The following is a 25,909-nucleotide window of genomic DNA, read 5'->3' as shown; positions in this document are numbered from 1 at the left end:
AGACGAGTTCCCTGGAGAACAGTCTCGCAACGAACGAGAACACGGTGCAGGCGGCATCGGCCTCTGCGTCGGTCGCGTTCAGCTCCGGCACGCAGGATGTGAGCAACGACGAGGTGAGCGTTGACATCAGCAACCTACAGAACGTCCAAGACGGTAATGTGGACGTGCTGGTCGTCAACCAGAATGGCGGTGCCGATGGTCAGACTGAGGAGATTGTTGGTTCAAGCTCCGATCTAACCGCTGGTGACGGACAGGCTGTCACGCTTGGACAGAACACAGGGAACCTGAACGATCAGGACACGCTCCGTGTGGAAGTCCACGAGATCAACGATCCGACTCTCGACGATAGCCCGCTTGACACCGATACGGCTACTGCGGAACGTCCCGCTACAGCCTCGATTGGTTCGGTGGACACGATCACCGACGGTGATTCCGAAGTGAGCGTCAACAACGTTGACTTCTCGAACGCTGGCGGCAGCGTGTACGTTGACGCTGAAGACGGTTCGGGCAATAGCCTGACCGACGGTGCGACGGAAGTCACCAGCAGCGGTGACGGAGCGACACTCACGCTCTCGCAGGCCGCCTCGGAGAGTGACACGGTGAACGTGGTGGTCTACGAGACGAGTTCCCTGGAGAACGAGCTGGCTTCGGACAGTAACACGGTACAGGCGTCGGCCTAATCTCTAAACACCCTCTCTGATCTGCCTATTTCAAAAAGTAGACAAAAATGACAAACCCGCATCAGGCCTCATCGGTTGTCGCAGTTGGAATTGTGCTCCTGTGTATCACCGCTGGGATGGCTGGCGTCGCAGGTATCGCCGTCGCGCAAGATGACGGGCCTGATGAGCCAGCGAACTTCTATGGTGATGCCGTCTCGGAAGACGGAACGCTTGCACCGGCTGGGACTGAAATCGTCGCTGTCGTTGACGGTGAGGTTCGCGGCAGTACCACGGTTGAGGAGCCGGGCGTGTACGCTGAGGCTGGGGCGTTCGAGGATCAGCTCAGTCTCGACAGTGGGGCTGGTGAGGAAGTCCACTTCCACGTCGGGGGGCCTAATGGTACGAAAGCGATTGAGAGCCCGCAGCCCCTTGAGGCGGGGACGTTCGAGCAGCTGCTGACATTCCCGGCAGGAACGTTCGAGGATGGCCCGACAGTTGAGGAAGTCGTCCTCTCGGTCGAAGACGACGAGATTCAGACCGGGCAGGACACGACGGCGACGGTCGTTGTAGCGCTTGACGATGGGACTAACCGGACTGTGACGCACGACGTGGTTGAGAGTACTGACCCCGGCGTGGCCAGTGTTGATGGGCTGACGATCACGGGCGAGAGTGCGGGTACGACCACGCTCGAAGCGGCGTACGCGGGACAGACCGACACGGTGGAGTTGACTGTCGCGGAGTCCGCACCGTCTTTCGATGTCACGATCACTGACGTGAACGAGTCGGTGAACGAAGGCGAGGAAGTCACGGTTGACTACGAGATCGAGAACACGGGGACGGAAGCTGGAACGCAGGACATCGTGTTCTCGGTTAACGGTAGCGAGCAAGCGCGTGATGAGGGCGTTGCACTTGATCCGGATGCGACGACGAGTGGCACGTTCACGTACGAGACTGACGGGGATGATCCGCCTGAAATCGATGTTGAGGTAGCGAGCGATGACGATAGCGACACAGCGACTGTCGCGGTGAACGCGCAGGCGTTCTTCGATGTCGAAATTCAGGATGCGACTTCGCCAGTGACGGCGGGGCAGACAGTTGAGGTTGAAGTCGGCGTTGAGAACACTGGCGATCTCGAAGCGACCCAAGATATTTCGCTCAACGCTGACGGATTCGATGGCAATCTTGACACGCAGGAAGTCACGCTGGCCGGCGGTGAAACCGAGTCAGTTACGTTGACCTGGCGGACCCCAGCTGGAGATGTTGGTAACGTTGGTCTTACTGTCGCAAGTGAGGACGACACGGCGACGGATACAGTGACCGTCGAGGAGTCTGACAATGACTTCTACGTGGTGGATCTCACGGACGTGGACACGTCGGTAGTCGAAGGCGATGAAGTCACGGTTGGATACAGCGTTGAGAACACGGGCGAGGCTTCCGGGACGCAAGACATCGTCTTCGAGGTTGACGGGCAAGAAATCGACCGTAATGAAGACGTACAGCTTGACTCGGGCACGCGAACGGACGGCACGTTCACATACGAGACGAGTGATGGTGACGCTCCGGATATTGACGTGGAAGTCAGGAGTGAGAATGATAGTGCCGCCGAGACCGTCGTCGTCAACGAACCGGCGTTCTTCGATGTCGGTATTGAGGAGTTCAATGAGTCAGTCGTTGAGGGTGACACGGTTGAAGTGAATGCCACGATTTCGAACACAGGCGATGTCGAAGCAACGCAGACAATCGAGTTGAACATCGATGCGGACCAGAGCGGTACGTTCGACACGTCGGCTGATACGGCGGACGTTACACTGCCGGGTGGAGAAACCGAATCACTCACGCTGACGTACACGACGGAAACCGGTGACGCTGACGCGATTGATTTCGAGGTGGTTAGCGATCAGGATCGTGAACAGCGCACGGTCACGGTCTCGGAGCCAGAACCTGCGTTCTTCGACGTTGAAATCACGGAGTTTGACGATGAAGTCGCCGCCGGTGATACGGTCACCGTTGACTACGCAGTCGAGAACACCGGCGATGAGCAGGGAACGCAATCTGTCGAGTTCACCGTTGATGGCGAGACACAAGCGACGGACGCCGACGTGACGATTGGTGGTGGTGAAACGGCGACTGGGACGTTCACGTACGAGACTGACAGTGATGACCCGCCAGAGATCACCACCGAAGTCAGTACTGACGATGATACGGCGACAGAGACAGTCGCGGTGAACACCCCGGCTGAATTCCAGATCAATGAGGTTGATCCCACGCCGGACGCAGCCGTGGTTGGACAGCGGATCACGTTCGCCGTGTCGGTCGAAAACCTGGGCGATCTCACTGCCACGCGAGATATAACACTGACCCGTGACGGTGAGTCCGTCCAGACAGACCTCGACCTTGTCGGACTGCGTGGCGGGGAGACCGATACGGTGCAGCTCTCATACGTCCCTGACCAGAATGACCTGAACGGTCAATCTGAACGTGACGTAACGTTCGAGGTGGACGTGCAAGATGATACGGAGCAAGTCACGGTCCCGATTGAGGAAGCTGCAGCCGAATTCGAGATCACGGAGACGACGCTAACCCCTGACGATGAAGCAGCGTCAGGTGATGAGATCGTTGCCACGGCCACGATTGAGAACACTGGTACTGGCACGGCCGAACAGTCAGTCTCACTGGTCCGAGAGAGTAGTTCTCCGACTGTCAATCCAACTGAAGTCGACAGCGTCAGTGTAGAGCTTGGGCCCGGTGAGACGACCGAGATCACTTTGACCGACATTCCATCGGTTGACCGGGAAGGTGAAACTCTCACGTACACGGTTGATACGGCAGCCGACAATGCTGAGTCCGGGTCGATCGAGCTGCTTGAGTCGTCTGTGTTCACCGTGGAGATTCTCGATTATGCTGATCCGGTGACGGCTGGCGACGCGGTTGAGGCGACGGCCAGGATAACGAATGACGGCGATATTACAGGGTCAGAAACGGTCCGTCTGACGCTTGATGGAACCGTTATCGACGAGCAAACAGTTGAGTTAGGCGGCAGTGAGGACACGACACTGACGCTGAGCGGGCAGACAGTCGTCGATGACGCCGGTGACCGCGAACTTCGTGTCCGAACGAACGATGAGTCCGCGACACGAGATGTCACGATCAATGCTCCGGCCACGTACCAGATTGACGACGTAACAGCGACTGATCCGGTCGCTGGAACCGACGATCTTGAAGTGACCGCGACGGTGACGAACATCGGTGATGAACCCGGGACACAGGATGTCCAACTTGACGGTGGTGGGCTCGGGAGTGATACCGCGACGGACGTGTCGTTAGACAGTGGTGAGACTGATACAGTCACTCTGTCGGTCGCTCCTAGTGAATCCAATGTTGGTGATCAGTTACTGCTCGTGAGCACCGACGACGATGCAGCGCTTGCGCGGAGTACCGTGCTTGACCCGGCAGAAATCGATGTTACGATCGAGTCCGTAACAAATCCGGTTCGGGCCGACCAAGACGAGTTGGAAGTCGTCGCAGCGATCGAAAACACCGGGGGCGTTGCCGGCACGGTCGATGCCGAGCTGGAACTTGACGGTGAGGCAGAAGCGACTGAGTCGAGCGTTACCGTTGACGCAGGTGAGACAGAAACCGTGACCTTCGATGGGACCACCCTCGATGCGAGCCAGGTAGGTGAGCTGACTGTCGGGGTGACGGCAGCCGATGCTCTCAACGAGGAGACAGTGACGGTCTTGGAAGCTTCCGAGGACGCATTGTTCCGCGTCTCTGAGTTAGATATTGCTGACCCCACGGCAACCAACGATCTGTTGCGCGAGTCGGACGCAACAGTTGAAGTCTCCGCCAACGTCGAAAACATCGGAGATCTCACCGAAACGCAAGACGTAGCGTTAGTCGTCGCCGGTGAAACTCGTGACACAGCCAGCGTCGAACTCGATGGTGGCGAAGGTGAGACAGTTACCTTCGACATCGATCCGACCACACTCGCGCTAGGTGACCGGAGTATCGCCGTTGAAAGCGACGAGAGTACACAGACCGCAACGAGAACCGTTCGTGACCCGGTTCCGGCGACCTTCACCGCTGAGGTGGATGAAGATGAACTTACTCGCGGTGAGACAGCCACAGCGACGTTCGAAAACACCGGCGATCAGACGGATGAGCAAACGGTCGCTCTCGAACTGGTCCTCAATGGAGACGTGATTGCGAGTCAGCAAAGCACCGAAACGCTGGCGCCAGGTGATTCGACTTCGCTGACGGTGACGGTTCCAGATGCTACGCGTGCGGGCACGTATGATAGCACGTTGGTCGCCAGCTCAGACGACCAGACGACCTCAGATCCCGTCACGGTTGACTTCGGAGAAATCAATGACGGGATAGCAGCTGCCAGTGCTGGTGATACTGTCAACGTTGCTCCCGGCACGTACGACGGGGGGATCGATCTCGATGAGCAGGACGTTACGCTAGCCGGTGATGAGGCAGTGATCGATGGTACTGGTACCGGGACTGGCGTGACGGTAACAGGGGATGGAGCCGAAGTCACTGGCTTCACTTTCCGCGGGCTGGAGAGGGCAGTACACGTCACGGCAGATAATACAGAAATCCGGAATTCGGACTTCCGCTCTTCCGTTACCACCGGCACGGTAATCGAAGCCGATGACACTGCCATTACGAATAACCAGTTCGATGCGAACGAGATTGCACTCCGGCTGGCGAACGGGGCTGACGGTGCTGAAATCCAAGACAATAACATCCTCGATAGTGAGGACCGTGCCGTCTTCTCAACGGCTGGAATCCACAACATAGAGAATAACAATATTGAACGGTCGAACGTAGCAATTGACGCAGATGCTGGGCAGATCGACGCGACGAATAACTGGTGGGGTCGCCCTGGCGGGCCAACCAACCAGGAGATTCAATCACCGGTGACGGTTGAACCGTGGCAGACTGACCCGGTTGAGGAACCGGATTACCAAATCATCGACGATAACCTTGATGATATTGACGCTATCGTCGAAGATGATCCGGCTGAAGTAACGTACACAATCCGGAATGAGGGCGGTACAGCCGGTGTGACAGCTGATGAGCTCGTCCTACAGCTTGATGGGGACGCGCTTGATCAGACTGACGAATTCGAAATCGGTGAGAACGGTGAGCTCGCAGCCGGTGAGACGTATGATGGTACCGAGTTCACTTCGCTACTCACAGAGGTAGATGAGACGACTGCGAATGCGCTCGATAGCGGTGACTTAGAATTAGCAACGAGTGATGACAGCGCGACGGCCACGGACGTACCAGTCCAGACAGCTCCGTCGTTCGAAGCCACGATCGATGACGCACCAAGTGAACTCGAATCTGATGAGACGCTGTCCGTCGATGCTGACATCTCGAATGTTGGTGAAGCCCAAGGTGACGTGACAGCTGAACTTCAATTTGACGGCGACGTATCCGACAGTGAAACCGTGTCGATCACTGGTGGGGGGACTGAATCAGTCACCCTGAACCGGTCACTCAGCGATGGCGACATCGGTGAAGACCTGCTCGTCGAGGTTACCGTAGGCGACGATACGGACACACGTACAGTCACAATTAATGAAGCGCCGGACCCCGAAGATCCCGACCCGCCAAGTGGTGGCGGTGGCGGTGGTGGTATCAGTCCCCCGACAGATGAACCTACCGTCATCGATGATCCTGACGAAATCGATGAGATCGTCTCCCCGCCCGAAGATATTGATCCGGCGCGAGTCGAACAGGCTACCCTTGACGACGGGCAGGTAGCGTTCAGTGGTGAAACAAGCGTTGAGACGATCACGTTCACCGACGGGACCGTCGAAGGTGACGTGACTGTGGCTGACTACGATACTGAATCAGACGTTACTGGGCCGAGTCCCGGCGCGTCACTCACTGTCAGCCAGATTATTGTGCCTGATCCGGATCAGGCAGCGACGATTCGGACGGCCGTGTCCACTGACCAGATCGATGCTATCAACGCAGATACGAGCCAACTCCGTGTGAACCGCTTTACAGACGGTGAGTGGCAGGGGTTAGAGACCGAAGTCGTTGATGAAACTGACGAGCAGGTCGTGCTGGAAGCGGAGACGCCTGGGTTCTCGTGGTTCTCGGTCAGCGCGGTGAGTCAACCTGAGGCTGCGTTCGACGTGACGCCGACTGACCCGACCGCTGGTGAGGACGTAACCTTCGATGCGGGTGCATCGAGCGATCAGCACGGCGAGATTGAGAGTTACGAATGGACGATCAACGGCGAGGCGTTCACCGGTGAAACCGTCACGACCGCGTTTGAAGATGCCGGCGACTACGACGTGTCACTCACCGTCGAAAACGATGCCGGTGAAACGACCACGACTACTGACACTGTGTCAGCCACTGAAGAAACCCCCCCAGATGACACCCCAGATGACACCCCAGATGACACCCCAGATGACACCCCAGATGACACCCCAGATGATACGCCGGATGAGGATTCCACGCTGACTGGTCTGATCGCCCTAATCGTGATAGTGGTACTCCTCGCTGTGGGGGGAGCAATATACCTATCGCAGCAAGAGGACTCCTTCAAGAACGATGAGTAATCACTCTTCACAGGCGAGGATACATACTCGCTGTGAGTTCATCTCGGAGAGCAAAGCCGACGGTAAAGTCAAAGCTTATACACAACCGCGAGGTGTTGAACTATAATACCTATGCGCTCATTACGCACGGTCCTCATCGCAGTCGTAGTCGTTTCTGCCCTCGCCTTCGGTGGAGCAGCTCTTGCTACTGCACAAGAGGATGCTCCAGGCGAACCAGCGAATTTCTACGGTGACGCAGTTGATGAGGATGGGAACGATGCGCCCGTTGGCACGACCATCGTCGCTGTCGTAGACGGCGAGGTTGAAGGCGAGATCACCGTTGACACGGCCGGCCAGTACGGCGAAGAAGGGGCGTTTGGTGGCAAACTCGCGTTGGATAGTGATGCTGGTGAGACAGTCAGTTTCCATATCGATGATCCGAACGGAGCGGAAGCCCTCGAAAGCCCTCGTGATCTCGACGCTGGCACCTTCGAAGTTGATCTCACTTTCCCTGCAGGTACATTTGATGATGAAACTGCAGACGGTAGCGACGGTAGCGACGGTAGCGACGGTAGCGACGGTAGCGACGGTAGCGATGGTAGCGACGGTAGCGACGGTGGCGACGGTAGCGACGGTGGCGACGGTAGCGACGGTGGCGACGGTAGCGATGGTGGGGACGGTGGCGACGGTGGCGACGGTGGCGACGGTGGCGGCGGAGCGCCTGCGCCAAGTCCCGATCCTGAGCCTAGCGACGAGCTTGAAACTATTGACGACCCCGATGAGATTGATGAAGTCATCGATTCACCTGAAGACGTAACTCCGACGCGTGCAGAGCAGGCACCGGTAACGGTCAATGAGGATACTGGGCAGGCTGAAGCCGTCTTCAGCGACGATTCATCCATTGAAAGCATCACCTTCGGTGATGACGAACTCGAAGGCGATGTCACAGTCGCAGAATATGACTCCGAACCCAGCGAGACTGGTCCGTCTCCAGGCTCATCTGTCGCGGTCACACAAGTCACGGTACCTGACCCGGACCAGGCAGCGACGATCCGGATGAGCGTCTCGATGGAACGTGTTGAGGAGATTGATGCCGGGCCTGACGAACTCCGTGTGAACCGCTTTGCAGACGGTGAGTGGCAGGGGTTAGAGACCGAAGTCGTTGATGAAACTGACGAGCAGGTCGTGCTGGAAGCGGAGACGCCTGGGTTCTCGTGGTTCTCGGTCAGCGCGGTGAGTCAACCTGAGGCTGCGTTCGACGTGACGCCGACTGACCCGACTGCCGGTGAGGACGTAACCTTCGATGCGGGTGCATCGAGCGATCAGCACGGCGAGATTGAGAGTTACGAATGGACGATCAACGGCGAGGCGTTCACCGGTGAAACCGTCACGACCGCCTTTGAGGACGCCGGCGACTACGACGTGTCACTCACCGTCGAAAACGATGCCGGTGAAACGGCCACCGATGAGATGACGGTAACGGTAAGTCAGGATGAAAGCCAGGATACAGATGAGACGACCGGATCTTCGCAGTCTGATGGTTCGGATGAGAGTATTCCTGGCTTCGGGATCGTCGTGACAATCGTCGCGTTAGTGGCTATGATCGCCGTCATCGTCAAGAAGCAGAACGAATAAAGAGTAGAATGCATCTCGTAGAACCGACCGATTTCAAAATCCTCGATGCTTTCGAAGACGGGAAGAGGAACATCGGTGCGAATATCGCTGCGGAAATCGATGCTGATCGAGGGTACGTGAACTCCCGGCTTCGTAGTCTTGAAGACTACAATCTGCTGGAACGGGTCGGACCAATCAATAATAGTGGATTGTACGTGATTACCTCGAAGGGGCAGTTTGTCTTGGAACATCGCAATATATACCAGAATAACGATGTCGATTTTGACTCGTTTGTCAATAAGAAATTCAATCAAGAGGTGATCTGAACGTGAGGGAGTCAGCCCCTAATATATAATAGTGTCAAAGAGAGCGAATTTGTATGCCACCACAGATTATACACGACGTTTTTCTAAGTGTTTTCACCACGATTTTTTCTCTCATTATTCTCACAGTTGCTGAGAGGTCTCTAGGATGGTTTGTAGCGACAGATTTGTTCACTGGCATAGTCGGTGGCATTGCTCTGATTGGGACATTCATCGGGAAACGATACGCCAGGACTCCGCGGTGAGGTCAGTGTTGGAGACTGTCAATAGAAACCCACAGTCAGAACCACTAAGTACCGTTCTTCTTATAAAGAAACTATTCTATGAGTACCGAAAATGTGAATTCCAACACTCGGGCCAAAACGTGGCTGAAACCCGAGCAAGTTCGAGAGCTCCACGCCGCTGCACAGAGCGAAACGTTCCTCGGCTACTTGCGCGATCGGAATGAGCTGCTGATCCGCCTGCTCTACGACACAGGGCTTCGCGTGGGTGAGCTCGTCCAGCTGGATGTAGATTACCTACACCTCGACGATGAGCAACCATACGTCGGCATCCCAGCATCCATTCAGAAAGACTACCCAACCGATCGGTCGCCGTCCTACGTGTCGATGAACCTCGGCCTCGATGACAGTACGCAGGATACTGTCCTACGCCTTCGATCATACCTCAATACACGGTGGAAGGACAGTGAAGCTATCTTCCCATCGCGGCAGTCAAATCGGATGACGACCGAAAGCGTTCGACGTGTGGTGCGATCGTTGGCTGAAGAAGCTGACGTACGGCCACAGAGCATCGAAGGTGGGGTTGGTGACCCAAGCGAGGTTACGCCGCACACGCTTCGGCATAGTGTCGCTTACCGGATGCTCCATGAAGAAAACGACTACACACTGTACGATGTCCGCAATCGTCTTCGACATGCCACGATCAAAACGACGGAACAGCGCTACGACCATTTCGACCGCGTCTGACCATGCCTGAGAAAGAACGAACCGTGGTGATCCCCATTCAACGGGGTGTTACCCCCAGGTTTGCGGCCTATGAATAGCACTCTATTTTGTGCGTAATCGTGCAAGTAATCGTCTGTATCGAACAGAGAGTCTCCAGTAAGATCAGGTAATCCGGTCGTGCTGGTTTTCGCACGCGAGAGAGAATAACGAGGATATTCGCTGTTTTTGACCGGTGAGTTTAGTAATACAGAAAGTTATAGGTACTACTAAGAATGGCAAGTAGCACCAACGAGCCAGTAGTAGTACGTGTGTCACAGAAAGGACAGGCGACGATCCCGAAGGATCTACGGGAAAAGTTCGAGATTGAGACACCGGGTGAAGTATTCGTCTACGAAGAGCAAGGACGTATCATTATTGAGCCAGTCCCGTCACCCGATGATTTACACGGCATCCATGCCGGTGAGCATGAGCGTGGCAAGGTCCTGGAGCGCGTACGTGAGTTGAAAAACGAAGAAAAACGTCAAGAAGAGGAGCGAGTTGCGCGGTCCCGCCCGTCCGAGGATACATGAGTGGCAAGTATGTCTTCGACACTGAGGCAATCATCGCTTACCTCTACAGTGAACCCGGCCACGACACCGTGGCTGATCTGCTTGACAAAGTCTTCTCCGGCGAAGCTAACGGGATCCTTACTGAGACAAATGCCAGTGAAGTGTTTTATCTCGTCGCCCGGTTCGAAGGAGTGAATGACGCCCCAACAGATGCCTCGCTTCGGGAAGCAGACCGAGATATACGTGCGCTTGAACGACAAGGATTAGATCTTGAATCTGCTGACTGGCGGCTTGCAGCTGAAATGAAAGCTGATGGGCACATCTCACTTGCCGATGCATATGCGGTTGCACTCGCTTACGAGCAGGGGGCAACACTGGTCGCGGGAGCGGACGATGACTTCGACGATTTACCTGTAGATATTGACTTACTCAGATTCCGTGAAGACAGTGTATGACCCATAGAACACGGGAATTAAGAATTCAGGCGATTGGAGTTACTTCAGTGAATCCGATAACCACAGTGATGAATCCTAAGTCAATATAGAATCTGATACCAAGTTAGATTTAATATTAATCTTAATCCAATCACTCGTTGTCTATCGCGTACTTCAGTCGAGCGCGTTCTGCCACGTCGGGATGACGGGAAGCCATACGCTCAATCTGGTCACGAAACTGCTTGCGAAGATCAGCATCAACCTCATCACTATCGGAGAGTTCTCGATACAGATAGTGCATCTCTTCACTCACGCCGAACCCGACAGTCCGATCACGCACCGCTCCATCACTATTCGAGCGTGAAATGAACTCCTCGGTAGCATCTTCTGCGTCGGTATCGTCTGCCTCTTCTTCCAATTCGTCATCGAGTGTGTCGCTGAATGCGTCTGTCATGTTAATTTTAAGCTTAATGTTAATGTGTGTTTATGGCTCTGTAACGTGCGTGTCGAGAGTGTCAGGAGTTATTTCGACTGTTTCTGTATCTGCGTACTGCTGGGCTCCGGCACGATATGCGTGGTAGCACATCTGCCGAACAGCACGAGGGGTCTGGTCATCCACGCGATCCAATAACGCTCGTATTGTCGCCGGCGCGAACGGGTCGATTGGGTATCCATCCGTGTACTCCTCACCACGCGCCCACGAGAGCCATCGGCCGATAAGCTCCTCAGTATGCTCACGGCCAAAGCGTTCGAGTTGTCGGTCCTCAGCGATCATCCGGGATGAGAGAGTCTCCCGGAGCTCTGTGATACGCTCACCCGCAGCCGGGGTTCCGAATAAGAAGAGGATGAACACTGGACGTTCATCTCCGAGATCAGCGACTGACTGTAGCGCTGCCAATAGTTGTTCGAAGCGGTGCGTGTCACCCGCTACGTCTTCCATCTGATCGACTTGGACGATACAAGCGACGCCGAGCGCTTCAAGCTGTTCAGATACGTCCTCAACGACTGCTCGCACCTCGTCAGTGGCACGAGGAAGTTGGGTTGGTATCTCAAGGTCGTCGTACTCACGGAGTTCATCGAGTACCCGGACGTACGTCCGTCGCGTCGTGATTGATTCCACTTCTCGGATCCGTGCAACCCGGAAGTGCTCACGCCGGGCATCCAGTGAATCATACACGAGATCGCGGAAGTGTGACTTACCGGCTCCGTGTCGATCGATGATTGAGACGTGACCTGCTCTGTTTAAGATATGGCTGGCGACCTCTTGCATGAGCTGGTCGTTGACTTCAACAGCGACTTGGCGGTCAGGCATTGTTTCCGCAGCGAAGGGTGTTCGCTCTTCGACGAACCCTAACTGCGCGCCATAGCGCTGTTGAACTTGCTCAGTCGTGTCTAGTGCCGAATCGAATTGGTTCGTCATCTCACACTATGCTTTAACATTAGTCTTAAACTTAAACCTGCGTCAGACAGCTGCTCCAATCAGTAGTATGACGGTGTGACTGTCAGAAGAACTGATACTATTTGAATACAATTTCTCACCATGCCGGCAGACTTCGAATCTCATACACCCAGTGATGGACAGCTCGACCTCTCTCAAGGAACAAATGCGTGAACAGTAATGGAATTCTTACTCAGACATCCTGGGATAGGATACGCCCTAGGGAGTTAGCGGAAGCCACGAATATCCCAAAAAGAAGTATCGGACCGAGACTTCAGCGTCTCGAAGAAGTTGGTCTGGTACGTCACAAAGAACCGTACTGGGCAGCGGTCGAAGATGATCGACTTGCTGCAGCAACCGCAGCGCTTGTCGGGATTGAGACGACTGGTGAACGATTTGGCGGTGACTGGTACGTACCGAACGAAGACTGGGAAGACGACTTGCCGGACCTAAGTGCTGAGGAGCGATAGATGGCATATCCGCAAGGCGCAATTGTCATCGGATCCGCTCCATCCGGTCAGACTCGGCACACTCGTACCTTGTCATCTCGAACCGTACTCTCTCGTACCACGGTCAAGAGTTAGTCGGATAGCTGCCGACGTAGGGTTGAAGAGCGGTTCTGCCAGTGTACTCGATCGATTTCCAAGTCTACTTTTGAATAGAACCCATAGTACCAGTTAGCACGGGAGAGGTCTACTGAAAAGCCCCCGGCGTCACAGCGCCGGTGACCGTGTGCCGCCCATTCAGACAGCAATGACGACTACACACCCACCGAACCAAAAACTGTCGGCCGTTCTCGAAAACGCGCCGGTAGTTGAGTTGACCGACCGCGAGTACCGTATTGCCGAACATATCGCTGCAGCCCGAGCGCTCTCCTACAAGCACACTACGGTTGGAGAGACGTTTGGTGACCTCGATGACATTGAGGCACACGTTACTGGGGTAATTGGCGAAATGACGGTTTGTAAGATCGCCCGTGCTGAATTGGATGATAAGATCTACGTACGGGGTGATCCCGGACACGATCTGTGCCTTGCGGGGAAGCGAGCAGACGTGAAGGCAACGGCGACTAACATGTCGCTCCCTGAGTTGCTTGTCCCGGCTGACCAGCATCCCGATGCGGACCTGTATATTCTTGCTCACCGGATTGACGAGCAACGAGTGCGGTTACTCGGATGGGTTGGTCACGACACGTTGACTGACCGAGAGCCGGAGCGGCATCCAACTCCCGATTCAAAACGGAATTACGTCGTTCGCCCTCACGAACTTCGACCGATTCCGGTCGAATAGGCGCTGTCTGCGGAGCGTTGGCCTTCGTATGTGACTCATATTTTCAGTTGGATTGTGACTGGCATCGAGAATGTCTGTTCGACTATATGCTCCTGTTTGAGGAACTGAGACCGATCCCCACCAACTAACGAAACAGATGCGATTAGGGGGCACTATTTTGATTGGTTTTAAGTTAAATCCGACTTAAGTAGAGTATGTCCAAACGAACGGCCTACGAGAAGGCCCAGACATACAACCTGTCCCGCGAACAGGTGGTTATCCTTTACCGCGTCGCGTATTGGTTCAACGGCCACCCCTTGGAAACCGCCAGCCAACACACGTATATCGGTAACGCCTACGAACCGACGTTACGCGAGTTGTGTGGGGGTGCCTGGGAACCTGAGTACGAAGTGGCTCATCAGAAGCTTATCGATCGTGAATTCTTCAAGACCGCTGATAGTGACGACAAAGAGGACAAAGAGATCTACGTCGCTGGCCGCCGCTGTCGGTGGCTGCCAACGGTAAAGAGTTTCAAAGTGATTGAGCACATCTTCAGTGACGACACGGATCTCTACCCCGACTGGCTGCTGGATGAACACTCACGCCCACCGACGTTCAGGGACGGCGGCGAACTCTTGGAACACCGAAAGGGAGCGATGGCGGCCCGGCACCTATTCAAGCGTTGCGAGCGCTGTACCGGGAGTGACCTGTACCCTCGAATAGACGTGGCTCACCGGTCTGATCTTCGGCTCTTTGGCGCTGGCGACTTGCTGGCGCGCGTCGAGGTGCTGACTAACCACAACGATAGGGCGAGCTGGAAAAAGAAATTCATTCACTGGTCTGATCCAGCGGCTGGCCCGACAATCTGGATTTTTGCTAACCGTGAGACGATGGTGGATTTCTGGAACCATATGCTCCGGACTACCACACTCGAACTCGACCGCGGAGAGTTCGGTGGTGACAGTGACAACTGGTCCGCGCGGCGAGTGAACGACCGTGTCCGGCGAACCCGGCAGAGTGCCGACTACGACGTTTCGGTGGATGCGTCTTGGACGATCGGCGGCCTGATCGAGGCCGGCCGGGTTGATGCGTTTGAGTTCCTTGACCGCAATAATATCATTCTGAATTCATAATGCTTGGGAGCCCCTGAATGGGGTTCCATACTCTCCTATACCCACAATAAATGCGGACCGTACACCCCCCAAAGCCGACCGAGCGATCTCACCGGCTGAACGGGGTGTACGTGGTCTGTACGACTGTACGAAGGGTTCTCGCTACCCCTGTACGAAGTGCCGAGTTCCGACTTCGCCTCGTACACCCTCACCCATATCTTTTCTGATAATATCATGTGCGGGCGCGCGACTATACAATAGTCGTGCTCTCAGTCGTCTACCCGTACTCACTGGTCGTGCTCTCAGTCGTCTACCCGTACTCACTGGTCGTGCTCTCAGTCGTCCACCCGTACTCACTGGTCGTGCTCTCAGTCGTCCACCCGTACTCACAGCCTGACCAATTCCAACTTCGCCGGTCTTGTCTGGCACCGATGCCCACACCCGCACGCCGCCCTTGGGTGAGTCAAGCGAGGCCAGCGTCCTCGACTAGTTCGTTCACCCTACAGTATACCCTTCATCCGTCTGTATGATCATGCCCTTCTGTTCTACTGCATATTCGAGGGCTGTTTGTGCCCGGTCAGGGGGCATCAAGTCACGATCGATAGAAGCTGCAACGACGATTTCATTTTCATCCATTGGCATATCTCGTTGCGAGAGGAGATCTCGAAGTCGTCGAGCATCTGCAAGGCGGCCGGTTGCATCTTGGGGCACTGAAGAGTGATCAGCCTCACGCACGGCGGTTGAAGATCCGGAGTCAGTATCATCTGTTGGGGGGGATGATCGATCCGTTTCAGATGATTCTGAGGTATCAGCTCTTGTTGCCGTCCCGCCGTCAGCCGCTTGTCTGTGTGTTGCTGCCTGATCAAGCTTTTCTTGATTTTCGTCTGATTCAGCGGCTTGCGTATACCCCACTCCAGGTTGGATCGATTCGATTGTCGTCACCCCTTCTCGGATTGTTAATTGTACCTGGCCGTCGTGCTTGCCGACTTGGACATTCTCCAGAACGTATGTGCCGGTACTCGGGAGTGCCTCAGGATCGTTCCATGAAATAACGTCGATTGCTGTACTTTGATCTTTGACTGTCGCTTTCAGCTCGGGGGCGTTTTCCGGGTCAGGGTAGTCTAATGTGAGGACTTCAACGGTGACTGTCGCGTATCCGGTGGGGTCATCAGCGACATCGGTTACGCGGCGAGCCCCGAATGGGGGAGCAGGTGGACCCCCATCACCGTCGTCACCTGCATCTCCTTCACCGCTTTCATCGTTGCGTGGGTCTGCTCCGAATGCTAAGCGGGAGAACTCGATTTGGTCTTCAGCAAGCGCTGTATTGATGCGGGCGCAGCGAGCGAGAGGGGGCGTGTACTGTGAGTGAGTAGTGACGTATGACGCCGCGTCGTCGGCGTGTTCAGCCATGCGGTCGCGGTAGTCAGCGGCGTTATTCAGGAGATCTTCACCGTCGAGTCCGTGGTCTGCGACGTATTTTGAGACGCGATCGTAGACGCTCGATAGTTTTAGCGCCAGTTGCTCGTCTGGTTTGCCTTCGTTTACGAACGTGTAGTGTGTCTCGTCTTCGAGGTAGCCTTCGTTCGCCGCGCGAGAAGTCAGTTCAATGAACCTGTCAAGATGGGATTTTCGTGAGCCGTCGTCACCGTATTGCTCTGCGATGTACACTAACGCGTCGGTAAGTTCGTCTTCGGTGGGGAGACTGAGGTCATCAGGTTCGATCCCGGCTTCAAGGCTGATTTGTTCCGCAAACCGGTGGTAAAGGCTCATCCCGAAATGGACTGTTTGAAGCCCTTGACGTGGCAGATCATCGATGCCGGTAATATCGTTCGATGCGAGGAGTTCGCGGACCTGGTCACGAGATTCACGCCATAGCATTTTCAGTGTCTCTGGATCCTGATTCAGCACGAACTGGTAGTACGCGAGCGCGTGTTGGCGCAGGTCGTACCCGTCGGGTTCACGTGTTTCACCGCCTGCGTCGTACGACATCCCGGTGAGTTTCGCAAACGAGATTTTCGTCCGGGAGCCTGGTTCTTTGACCCCGTCCCGGAACCGGGTTTGAATCGTCCGCCGTTCTTCAGCTGGGCCTTGGATTGATTGTTCCCCAGAGATCATCAGCGGGGCTTTGAGTTTGTACTGCTCAGTGGACTTGTCAGCGTTACCTCGAATTGCCGTCCCGCCCCGAGTCGTGGACCGCATGAGGTTCTGGAACCGATCGACTTCCCAGTCTTTCATATCTCCTGGCTTGTATTCGTCGTACCACATCGGGATCGAGTTCGTTGAAGCCATTGAGGTGAGCAACGCGAACTTCGTGTCATCACAGGCCATCGGCTCTCCATCCATACCGAGGAGCGACCAGAGCACACTCAACGTACTTGATTTCCCGGACCCGGTTTCACCGGTTACGTGGAGTGTGTTGAACTGCCCTTCCCACTGTTGGATATACGGGCGGAGTGGAGCTGTGTACGCCCACCCGAGCACAGGTAGGAACCGCTCGCTGAAGCGTGATTGCGGGACGAGTTCGAGCATTTCTGCGACCGCTTTAGGATCGTACTCGTCGTGTTCGTCCGGCGTGAGCGACCAGGCTTGTTCGGCGCTGATTTCGCGTTTAACGTATACTGTGTCAGGATTATCGGTCCAGCCATCGGGTGCGAGGACGCCGTTCGGGGTGACGAATTCGTTCGCATCCGGGTGGAGACCCATGTGGTGAGTGCCTGTTCGACTCGGAGCGTCTTGTCCGCCGACGAGCTTGCGGAGTTCGTTCAAATCCTGAGCGCCACCGTCAAAGATCGTGGTGAGCCCGGTAACGACGTTATCACGGAAGCGTCGACGCTCGTTGAAGACTTTCGTCGTGACGGTCACGTCATATGGTTCTTCGCCAGTATTCGGGATGACTGTGAGGTCAATGAGACGCTCGTCGTTATGATACAGGAACGAATTGACTTCGATAGTGAAGTTCGTGACTTGCTCGAACCACGTCTCACCGGTTTCATGGTTCGTATGCCAGTACCCGTACCCACCGTTATGCGGGTCGAGCTGTGAATACGAGTCAAAACTCCCGTACGTGGCGGTGTCTTCTGTATCAGGCGACGTACTGTCTTCTTGCGACGAGGAGTCTGAAGACGTGTGAGCTGAGCCAGACGACGACCCAGAAGCACTTGGAGTCGCCGTGTTATCCGCCGTATCTAAATCATCTGGCCGGCTACCGTCATCCGTCATGTACTCTCGGCCGTGTTCAAGACCTGCCTCTTCGATCGCTGCGAGTGCGTGATTATACGTTTCCGGGCCGGGGAACCGTTGGTACTCGCCTTGGTCGGACTGCGCGGTGATGAAAGCGTCTTCAGGGAGAACACCGAGTGCGACTGCGGCTTTGCGAACTGCCCAGTACGGCATCTGTTCGTAGTCATCACCGTCAGGCGTCGTTGAGCGAGCGTCAGGTGTCCAGAGCGGTATATCAAAGCCTTTCGAGCGGAGATATGAGAGGCCACGTCGCCAGTCTTCCCCTGACGGAGTTTCACCACGACTCCAGTTTTCCTCGGCAATGAGCGCCATCTTCACCGGGCCGCCTGCGTGATCGTCTCCAGTATCGACCCAGATCCCGTCATCTCGTGAGATGAAGTTCGCATTCCCGGTTTCGGCATTCGGACCCCATATCGGGATGAACGCACGCTTCCCGTCACCGGAGTTATCGCGTTTCCCACTGGCTCGGTCGGTCCACTGGTGGACGACCGTCCGATCGGCTACGGTCTCAATATCGAGTCGGTCGATCGCGTCGAACACATCGCTGATGAACGGGGTGATCGGAGCGGTGTCTGCCGTGTCCCCCATCTCTGCTTTCCGTTCACGGCGCCGTTCACGTGCCCGGCGGCGAGCTTCTTGTTCGCGCTGCTCGCGTTCCCGCTCAGCTTCGACCCAGGCACGCAGCGCTGCGTCCCAGTTACCGTGCGTGTCGTACTCCTCAGGCCAGAGTCGCTTGACGAGGGTGTCTACGCAGTCCCGGTACTCGCTGCTAGTTAGTTCACGCGCCCACTGTGCCGTTTCCTCAATGAGTGTGGCGTCAACCTCGTCGAATCGGACAAGATCGTACGTGGGGGTGTCCGTATCGAGGGGGACGACGACAGCGTCGTGGTCTGTATGAAGCGAGAGGGGGGCTTTGTACTGCCGGTTACAGTTATTGACCCAGTCCGGATCGATCACGTCGGATGCGCCGTCGATGCGGTCTTCGACCCGGTCTTGAGCGGTGGCGAGCCAGTCATTCGACCGGGTGACGAATTCTTCCATGACGCGCTCGCGTGCGGACGCGTCATCGTCGAAGCACTCGGCAATTGGCAGCGTCGCCGCCGGCGCACCCATAATGTAGGACCCACCGACGCTGTCTAAGGCGAAAACGGCGTCACGATCGCCGTATAACTGCGCGTACTCATCGATATACGCGTCAAGGGTTCGTTCGATGAGTTGCTGCGTGTCGGTTGTGAGCTCCCCGCGTTGAGGTTTTAATGAATCGGCCAGATCGATGTCTCCCCAGACCATGACGCCGCGAAGGTCTCCGTATCCAGGCGTGGGAGCATCCGTCATCCACTCCGTCTGTCCGTTCGTAATGGTACACGGCTCCCATTCTATGAGCGAGTCAGGGGACTTGTACGTCGTGACGGCGTACAGCGCCCGATCAATCCGTTCTTGGACTTGATCGTAATCTTCCGCTAACGTCGCGCATCGACCTTCCTGTTCGTACCCAGCATCGATCGCCTCGAAGTTATCGTGATCTCGTCGAACGTACCACCCGCTGTAATCATTTAATCCAATCGTGAGGTGCGAATCAACCGACGCGAGACCCTCAACTACCGGGGTGATCCGTTCGTAGTGACTCCGGATAGTAGATTCGTCTAACCCGTCGCCGCTCATTGTCTCACCTCGTTGCTAGTAGGGTCTGAAGAGTGCGTTGTAGGGATCTCAGAAGCACGTATTTGGGGTAAATGAGTGGGCGTCTCAACTGTCCTACCTAAGGGTGTCATTCCACGAGATGAGGACAGATCGAGCCGGTTCGTCTGGAGTGTGAGTGAGGTTGGATGGGCGGTAGGGTTCATGGTGGTTTCTCGGTGAGTGGCTGCCCGGCGTACCATGACGCCACCCCGTAGCCGAAACTACCCGTTAGGCGAGAGGGGAATGTTTTTGACTCCGGGGTGAGAAACCACAGATACGGTTGGCCGTTTCAGGGAAGAAGGTTGGGCCCCTCGTCCCTGGAACGGGCTGCGGTTCCTCAGGCGTGTTACGTCCTAGCTTTGCGTGTGCCCACATCGTCGGGCCGTTCCCTTAAACGTACGTGTTTCTGAGCAAAGAGGTTCTTTGACGGTCCAGCTCGTTCGTGTCGATCTCGCGGAGCGGCAGAATTCTGTCGGGAGCGAAACAGCCTCTTGTCGGGTTGATAATTAACCTCATATTATTGTTCCTAAGCCATGTGAATACTCAGCAGTAATGAAACTTAAATGTCAATTTGACGGGTTTGACACTAGGGGGTGAAAAAATCCCGATTTTTTGGCTTCGCCGTCTTGCGATTTGACAGATTTGACGGATTTGACGGTAGGTGAGAGAGGTAGAAGTGAGAGTGTTGCGCGTGTCGCGCTCGCGCTCGTCTCGCGCTCGCGCGTGTGTGTACCCCCTCTCTAGAAGGCGTCAAACCCGTCAAATACGTCAAGTCCCCTTTGCCTTCACGCGATTTTTCATTTGACGCCTCGCAATTCTAGGTGTCAAACCCGTCAAATCGTAACTCACGGTTTTCACTATGGTTCCGCGCTGCCCACGATCTCCTCACCCGTGGGTTGTCCACCTGCTCCTACGTGTTCACAGGCGGTACGAGGCGGATGCCCCGACCCTTGAGGTCGGGGAGGAAGCCGACACTCGATGAAACTCACCACTCCCGATAGCAGGGCTGACTCCCCACCCTACACCTAAACTTTTGTTAGATAACAGATATAAATGTGAACTACGGATGGACGACGCGCCACGACGCACCGTGCCCATCAAACTCGATGTGCCCGAAGAGCGTCGTGGCGACCTCCATCAAACCAAAACCCAATTCCTGCACTGCGCCAACCGCACCAGCGAATGGGCGTGGCGCTACGATGACTACTGTGTCACCAGCAAGAACAAGGCCGAAAACGCCCTATACGACGAGTTGCGCGAGGAAACCGACCTCACCGCGAATCTCGTCCAGAAAGGCATCCGCCGAGCCATCGAAGCCGTCGATGCAGGCGTCGAGAAACTGAAAAATGGTGAAAAGACCAGCCAACCCGAGTTCGACTCGTGGAGTGTCGTGTACGACAAACGCTCCGCGTCGTTCAACGACGACCACGCCACGCTCTCCACGCCGAACGGCAGAGCTACCGCTGAATACGTCCTTCCACCAAAAGAAGAGCGAGAGGAAACACCGTTCGGCAGGTACTACGAGAACGACGACTGGGATGCCTCTCACGCCACGCTTCAGTACGACGAGCAGGACGACACGTTCTCCCTGCACGTCACGTTGAAGAACCCCGACTACAGGGTTGACGGAACGGAACGCCAAGAAGCCAGTCACGATGATGAGGGTGCCGAGAACGGAGTGGTTCTCGGTGTTGACCTGAACGTGACTGGCGCGTTCGCCGTCACTTCTACGGGCGAGTTCATCGGCAGTGCAGACTACCTCACCCACAAGCGCAACCAATACGAACAACGCCGCGCCAAACTGCAACAGACTGGCACTCGTTCCGCGCACCTCACGATTCAGTCCATCGGCGGTCGATTCTCGGATTGGTCGCTGGACTGGTTGCACAACAGAGCGAACGACCTTATCGCGGAAGCGCATAACGCGGATGTAGACGGCATTATTTTCGAGAACCTTGACCACATCCGCGAGAACATCGCCAACGGGTCGAAGTTCCAGCAGTGGGCGTACGCGAAGTTCGTGGAACTCGTGGAGTACAAGGTTGAGTCCACGGCGTTGTTCGTGGACACGGTGAATCCCGCGTATACGAGTCAGCGGTGTTCGCACTGTGGGTTTACCCACGAGGATAATCGTGACGACAAGGCGTTCGAGTGCCAATCATGTGGGTATGAGGTGAACGCGGATTACAACGGGGCGAAGAACATCGCCAACCGATACTGCGGGTATATCCATCGCGGGCAGAAGTCTCGCGGTGGATGGGCCGCCAGTCAACTGGCCCTCAACTCAGGGACGTTGAACGTGAACGGCGATTACACGCCTACCGAATTGCTCGGGTAGAACGGGAGTCCACTGACAAGCCTCGGGGCTGACCCCGAGGCGGTTGACACACAGCTACTGCAATCTGACTCAGCAAGGCCCCTCTTCTTCGGGTCGCTGGGAGAATTAATGTACCAAAAGGATCATAGGCAACGTCTCTTGCCCGCCGCCGGCGTTAGTCGGTGCTTACCGGAGTTACTGTCAAATTATAATGTCCACCCGTAGTTATTTATGTATTGAAACAATGCGTTACTTCGAATTGACACGAGTGAATCCCAATCACAATTGCGGTGTATATCATCGGTAGATGACGCAGAACGGGGGAATCCGGGGGGCGCGCGCCACTGGTTTTGAGCCGCGGCTCCGACGTGACAGGTATTCAGTAGCCGAGAGCTGGCAGTCACCTCTAATCGCTGAAATCACGGATCTGACACGGTCACGCGTCAGTATCCAGGCAGCCTACAGGGTACTGTCGGGACGGGCGGGGTGGTCTCGGCCGGTGAGTCGGGGACGGATACCGCGTCGCGTTACGGACGGTCGCGGCCTCGATCAGCAGTCTCCACCGGACGTTGGTGATTCAGTCAGGATGGGATTGGACACACTCAGTTTCAAACAGCCGTATCGCGCGGGAACAGACCTCGAAACACAGTTTCAGACTTCAGCACTATGACACGCACTCCAGACTCACGCGTACAGGCCCGGACAATTCTCGTCGCGGCGATAATGGTCGTGGCGATGGTCGGCGGTGCAGCGCTGGCGACCGGTTCCGTTGCAGCGCAAGACCAGCTCCAAGCCGACTCAACCGAGATCGACGCGGACTTCATCGGCGTCGTCCAAGATGAAGGAACGGTCACCGTCACAGCTGATGGGTTTGCCGAAGCAAGTTCAGGAACAGAGGTGACAATCACGATCGGTGGGGAAGCCGTCACGACAACGACAATCCAAGATGACGGCACGGTCGAAGAAGAGATTGACCCGACGCAACTTGACGCTGACCCGGCAGAAAACGTCGAAGTCGGGTTTGCGGAAGCAAGCGTGTCTAACCCGGCGGAAGTCACGCTCACACACGAAGTCCTTGACCTGGACAACGGATTCAACCTCGTCTCTGTTCCGCAGCGTGCGACGCTATACGCAGAAGACGTTGAGTCCTCAAACCAGTGGAATCCGAGCACTGGTTCCTACGACTCGCTTGAGTCTCCAACCATCGACAGTGTGTCTGATCTGCACCTCGGACTGTATCTGAACGCCGCAAACTCGGACGCTCGGTTCGGGTACACGTACGAAACCGATGAGGCACCGTCGCCAGGTAGCGTCGAGATGAATGACGGCTGGCATCTCGTCGGTTCGAACTTCGCAATCAGTAGTGAAGGGGGCGACCGCGAGCTCGACGAGGATCTTGGAAGCATCCAAGTTGATGACCCTGGCATCACGGTATTCGATGCAGAACAGACTTCCCAGCTTAGTGGAAGCTCATCGATTACGGCGTACGACTCGTACTGGGTCTTCGTCGATCAGCCTGAGCGGAACGAGCGGTTAATCGTCTCTCCGAACTATGACCGGGCGGGTCGTGAGTCCGTGTTAGGCGTCGGGACGGCGACATCGTCGGTTTCGAATCTTAACATCGCCGAGCAGAGTACCGATGCGAGCGTCGCTGAAGGAGATGACAGTGCCGTAGCCGTCGACGTAGAGAACACGGGCAACCGTGACAGTACGTTCACAGTTGACCTCACGCTCACCGCTGACGGGACGAGTACGGAAGTGACGGAAGGCGTCTCGCTCAACGCTGGTCAGTCTGACACAATCACGTTCGACGGTGCGCTGACCGATCTCGACCCAGGCACGTACGACGTTGAAGTCTCCACCGCTGATGACTCCGTCACGGGTACGGTAGAAGTACTCGATGGAGATGTGACGTTCGACGATCAAGCTCTCGGGATTGATGAGAACGGGAACGACGCAGTGCTGACCGCGGTGGAAGGCTACGATGCAGACGCGAAGGTCTTCGTTACCGACCAGAGCGGAAATATCGAAGGCATTGGTGAGTACTCCGGCTCCGGAGACGCTAACGTCCCCGTTGAAATAGCAGAACCCAGTGGCTTCTCTGGTGACTACAACGCGTACCTCATCCCGTACGCGCTAGATGACGACACTCCGCTAAACGACTACACGACTGGTGAAACACTGGCTGAAGAGGATATAGAGAACGCGCTCAGTACGGACACGGGAACGGTCTACGAGAGCAGCGTTACCATCAACGATCAAGAGTACACGACAAGCACCGACTCAGTCGAGGTAGCGGCCGCTGAGTTAGCTCCGAGCGATGACTACGTTATCGTTCTTCACAACCAGAGCGCCGTTGAAGACGGCGTCGGCCCGGTGATCGGGAGCAGTAACAATCAAACGCAGGACGTTACCGAGGGCGTAACCATCGACCTCAACGACGGCGAGTCGCTTGATGAAAACACGGACGTGCGTGCAATGCTGCACTTCCCGGCTGCTGGAAGCGCGTTTGGCGACGCGATCCCGGCCGCTGACGGCACTGAATTCGCCCCCGGCGTCACTGACGACGCGACGGTAACGATTACAGATGAGGGCTCGATCGCCGGGACGGTCGATGACGGTACGGACCCGGTTGATGGAGCGTCCGTCGCGGTCTACTCCGGTGACAGTGTTGCCGATGAAGATGAGGTCGCCACCGCAACGACCGACGCCGAAGGGGCGTACTCGGTCGACGTGGCGCCCGGCGAGTACACGGTCCAAGTGACTGCTAGTGGTTTCGAAGGTACCACACGGTACCCGGTCCAGGTTGATTCCGGTGCGGATGTCACCGAAGACTTCAGCCTGACTGTCCCGCCGACCGCCTCGATTGGTGGCGTTGGTGAAGTCCGAGACGGTGAAACGGATGTCAACATCGACAACGTGGGGTTCGAGAACACCGAGGGTGACAGCGTCTACGTTGAGCTCGAAGCTGACGACGGGACGAGTCTGACCGGTGGAAGCGGAGCGGAACTCGTTGACACGAGTGGTAGCGATGTCGAGGTCGTCCTCGCTGACGCGGCGACCCAAGGTGAAACGATCAACGTGGTGATCTACGAAACGCAGTCGCTGGAGAACGACATCCTAACCACGTCAGTAACGGTCCAGGCGGCACCGACCGGCGACGTGACTGTGCAGGACACGATCGTCGAAAATGACGGCGAGTTCACGGTTGACGTGAGCAACGTAGCGAACACGGAAGGTGACAACGCGTACCTCATCGTGAGTAACAGCCAGGGTGACAGTGAGACGTTCACCGTGGCTGATGGCGTTGACACTTCGAGCGACAGCGTGACGATCACGCAGGCAGACAGTTCGGGCGACAATGAGGCAGCGTTCGACCTCGCAGCTGATGACGACGTGACGGCGACGCTGTACGAAGAAGAAGACGCCGAGAACGCTGGTACGGGTCAGAACCAACTGGCGCAGGATACGACGACGATTGACGCCGCACCGGCCTCGGTTAGTGGGGAAGTGACGGATTCGAACGGTGACGCTGTTACCGAGGGAACGCTGAACCTCTACTCGGGGACGGACACGAGCGCATCGCCGGCTGAAACGTCTGACCTCAGTCAGAGTGCGACCTACGACTTCACGGGTCTCGACGCTGGGACGTACACGCTGGAAGTGACGGGCGTGACGGACCAGCAGGACTTCACCAGCGAGATCGAACTCACGGCTGGTGAGGACGCAACCGAAGACATCCAGCTGACCGCTGCGCCG

At 56.1% G+C, this 25,909-nt stretch carries 14 protein-coding genes; 11 read left to right on the top strand and 3 right to left on the bottom strand.

Annotation, left to right across the window (positions count from 1 at the left end; translation table 11 throughout):
* From DJ69_RS18215 to DJ69_RS03680, 7 genes are all read left to right on the top strand, one after another.
* Positions 1-680 (top strand): hypothetical protein (locus DJ69_RS18215; RefSeq protein WP_180271713.1); only part of this gene is annotated, 680 nt, incomplete at its 5' end.
* 92 nt (positions 681-772) lie between these two features.
* Positions 773-7,249, top strand: a complete 6,477-nt coding sequence (locus tag DJ69_RS03705; protein WP_180271712.1) for a CARDB domain-containing protein — start codon at positions 773-775, stop codon at positions 7,247-7,249.
* A 111-nt stretch (positions 7,250-7,360) separates the two neighbouring features.
* Positions 7,361-8,863 (top strand): PGF-pre-PGF domain-containing protein, encoded by a 1,503-nt coding sequence (locus DJ69_RS03700; RefSeq protein ID WP_099254357.1) that lies wholly within the window; start codon positions 7,361-7,363, stop codon positions 8,861-8,863.
* An 8-nt stretch (positions 8,864-8,871) separates the two neighbouring features.
* On the top strand, positions 8,872-9,168 hold the full coding sequence (locus tag DJ69_RS03695; RefSeq protein ID WP_099254356.1) for a helix-turn-helix domain-containing protein: 297 nt from the start codon (positions 8,872-8,874) through the stop codon (positions 9,166-9,168).
* Positions 9,169-9,488: 320 nt separating this feature from the next.
* Positions 9,489-10,133, top strand: a complete 645-nt coding sequence (locus DJ69_RS03690) for a tyrosine-type recombinase/integrase (RefSeq protein WP_180271711.1) — start codon at positions 9,489-9,491, stop codon at positions 10,131-10,133.
* Positions 10,134-10,384: 251 nt separating this feature from the next.
* Positions 10,385-10,681, top strand: a complete 297-nt coding sequence (locus DJ69_RS03685) for an AbrB/MazE/SpoVT family DNA-binding domain-containing protein (RefSeq protein WP_099254355.1) — start codon at positions 10,385-10,387, stop codon at positions 10,679-10,681.
* Entirely contained in the window at positions 10,678-11,115 is a 438-nt protein-coding gene (locus DJ69_RS03680; RefSeq protein WP_099254354.1) for a PIN domain-containing protein, read from the top strand. Before DJ69_RS03685 ends, DJ69_RS03680 begins: the two co-directional genes overlap by 4 nt.
* A 130-nt stretch (positions 11,116-11,245) precedes the next feature.
* Here the strand turns inward: DJ69_RS03680 and DJ69_RS03675 are convergent, their stop codons facing one another.
* Positions 11,246-11,548: a hypothetical protein gene (locus DJ69_RS03675; RefSeq protein WP_099254353.1), complete on the bottom strand. Its 303-nt coding sequence runs from the start codon at positions 11,546-11,548 to the stop codon at positions 11,246-11,248.
* 30 nt (positions 11,549-11,578) lie between these two features.
* Positions 11,579-12,514, bottom strand: coding sequence for a hypothetical protein (locus DJ69_RS03670; RefSeq protein ID WP_099254352.1), 936 nt, complete (start codon positions 12,512-12,514; stop codon positions 11,579-11,581).
* 771 nt (positions 12,515-13,285) lie between these two features.
* Here DJ69_RS03670 and DJ69_RS17735 point away from each other — a divergent pair.
* Complete coding sequence (locus DJ69_RS17735; protein WP_144050376.1) at positions 13,286-13,822, top strand: hypothetical protein; 537 nt, start codon at positions 13,286-13,288, stop codon at positions 13,820-13,822.
* Positions 13,823-14,016: 194 nt separating this feature from the next.
* The gene (locus tag DJ69_RS03660; RefSeq protein ID WP_099254351.1) at positions 14,017-14,934 is read left to right on the top strand and encodes a hypothetical protein; all 918 of its coding nucleotides are present in this window, start codon (positions 14,017-14,019) and stop codon (positions 14,932-14,934) included.
* 474 nt (positions 14,935-15,408) lie between these two features.
* On the opposite strand, the gene DJ69_RS03655 is transcribed toward DJ69_RS03660, so the two are convergent.
* Entirely contained in the window at positions 15,409-19,815 is a 4,407-nt protein-coding gene (locus tag DJ69_RS03655; RefSeq protein WP_099254350.1) for a hypothetical protein, read from the bottom strand.
* Positions 19,816-20,899: 1,084 nt separating this feature from the next.
* On the opposite strand from DJ69_RS03655, the gene DJ69_RS03650 reads away from it, so the two are divergent.
* Positions 20,900-22,171, top strand: a complete 1,272-nt coding sequence (locus tag DJ69_RS03650; protein WP_099254349.1) for an RNA-guided endonuclease InsQ/TnpB family protein — start codon at positions 20,900-20,902, stop codon at positions 22,169-22,171.
* 645 nt (positions 22,172-22,816) lie between these two features.
* Positions 22,817-25,909: carboxypeptidase-like regulatory domain-containing protein (locus DJ69_RS03645; protein WP_180271710.1), on the top strand; the 3,093-nt coding region annotated here is incomplete at its 3' end.

This window comes from Halorubrum persicum (genome assembly GCF_002727125.1).
Classification (GTDB): Archaea; Halobacteriota; Halobacteria; order Halobacteriales; family Haloferacaceae; genus Halorubrum; species Halorubrum persicum.
Note: the sequence above shows the minus strand (reverse complement) of the source record. Positions and strands in the feature narration are given on the sequence as shown.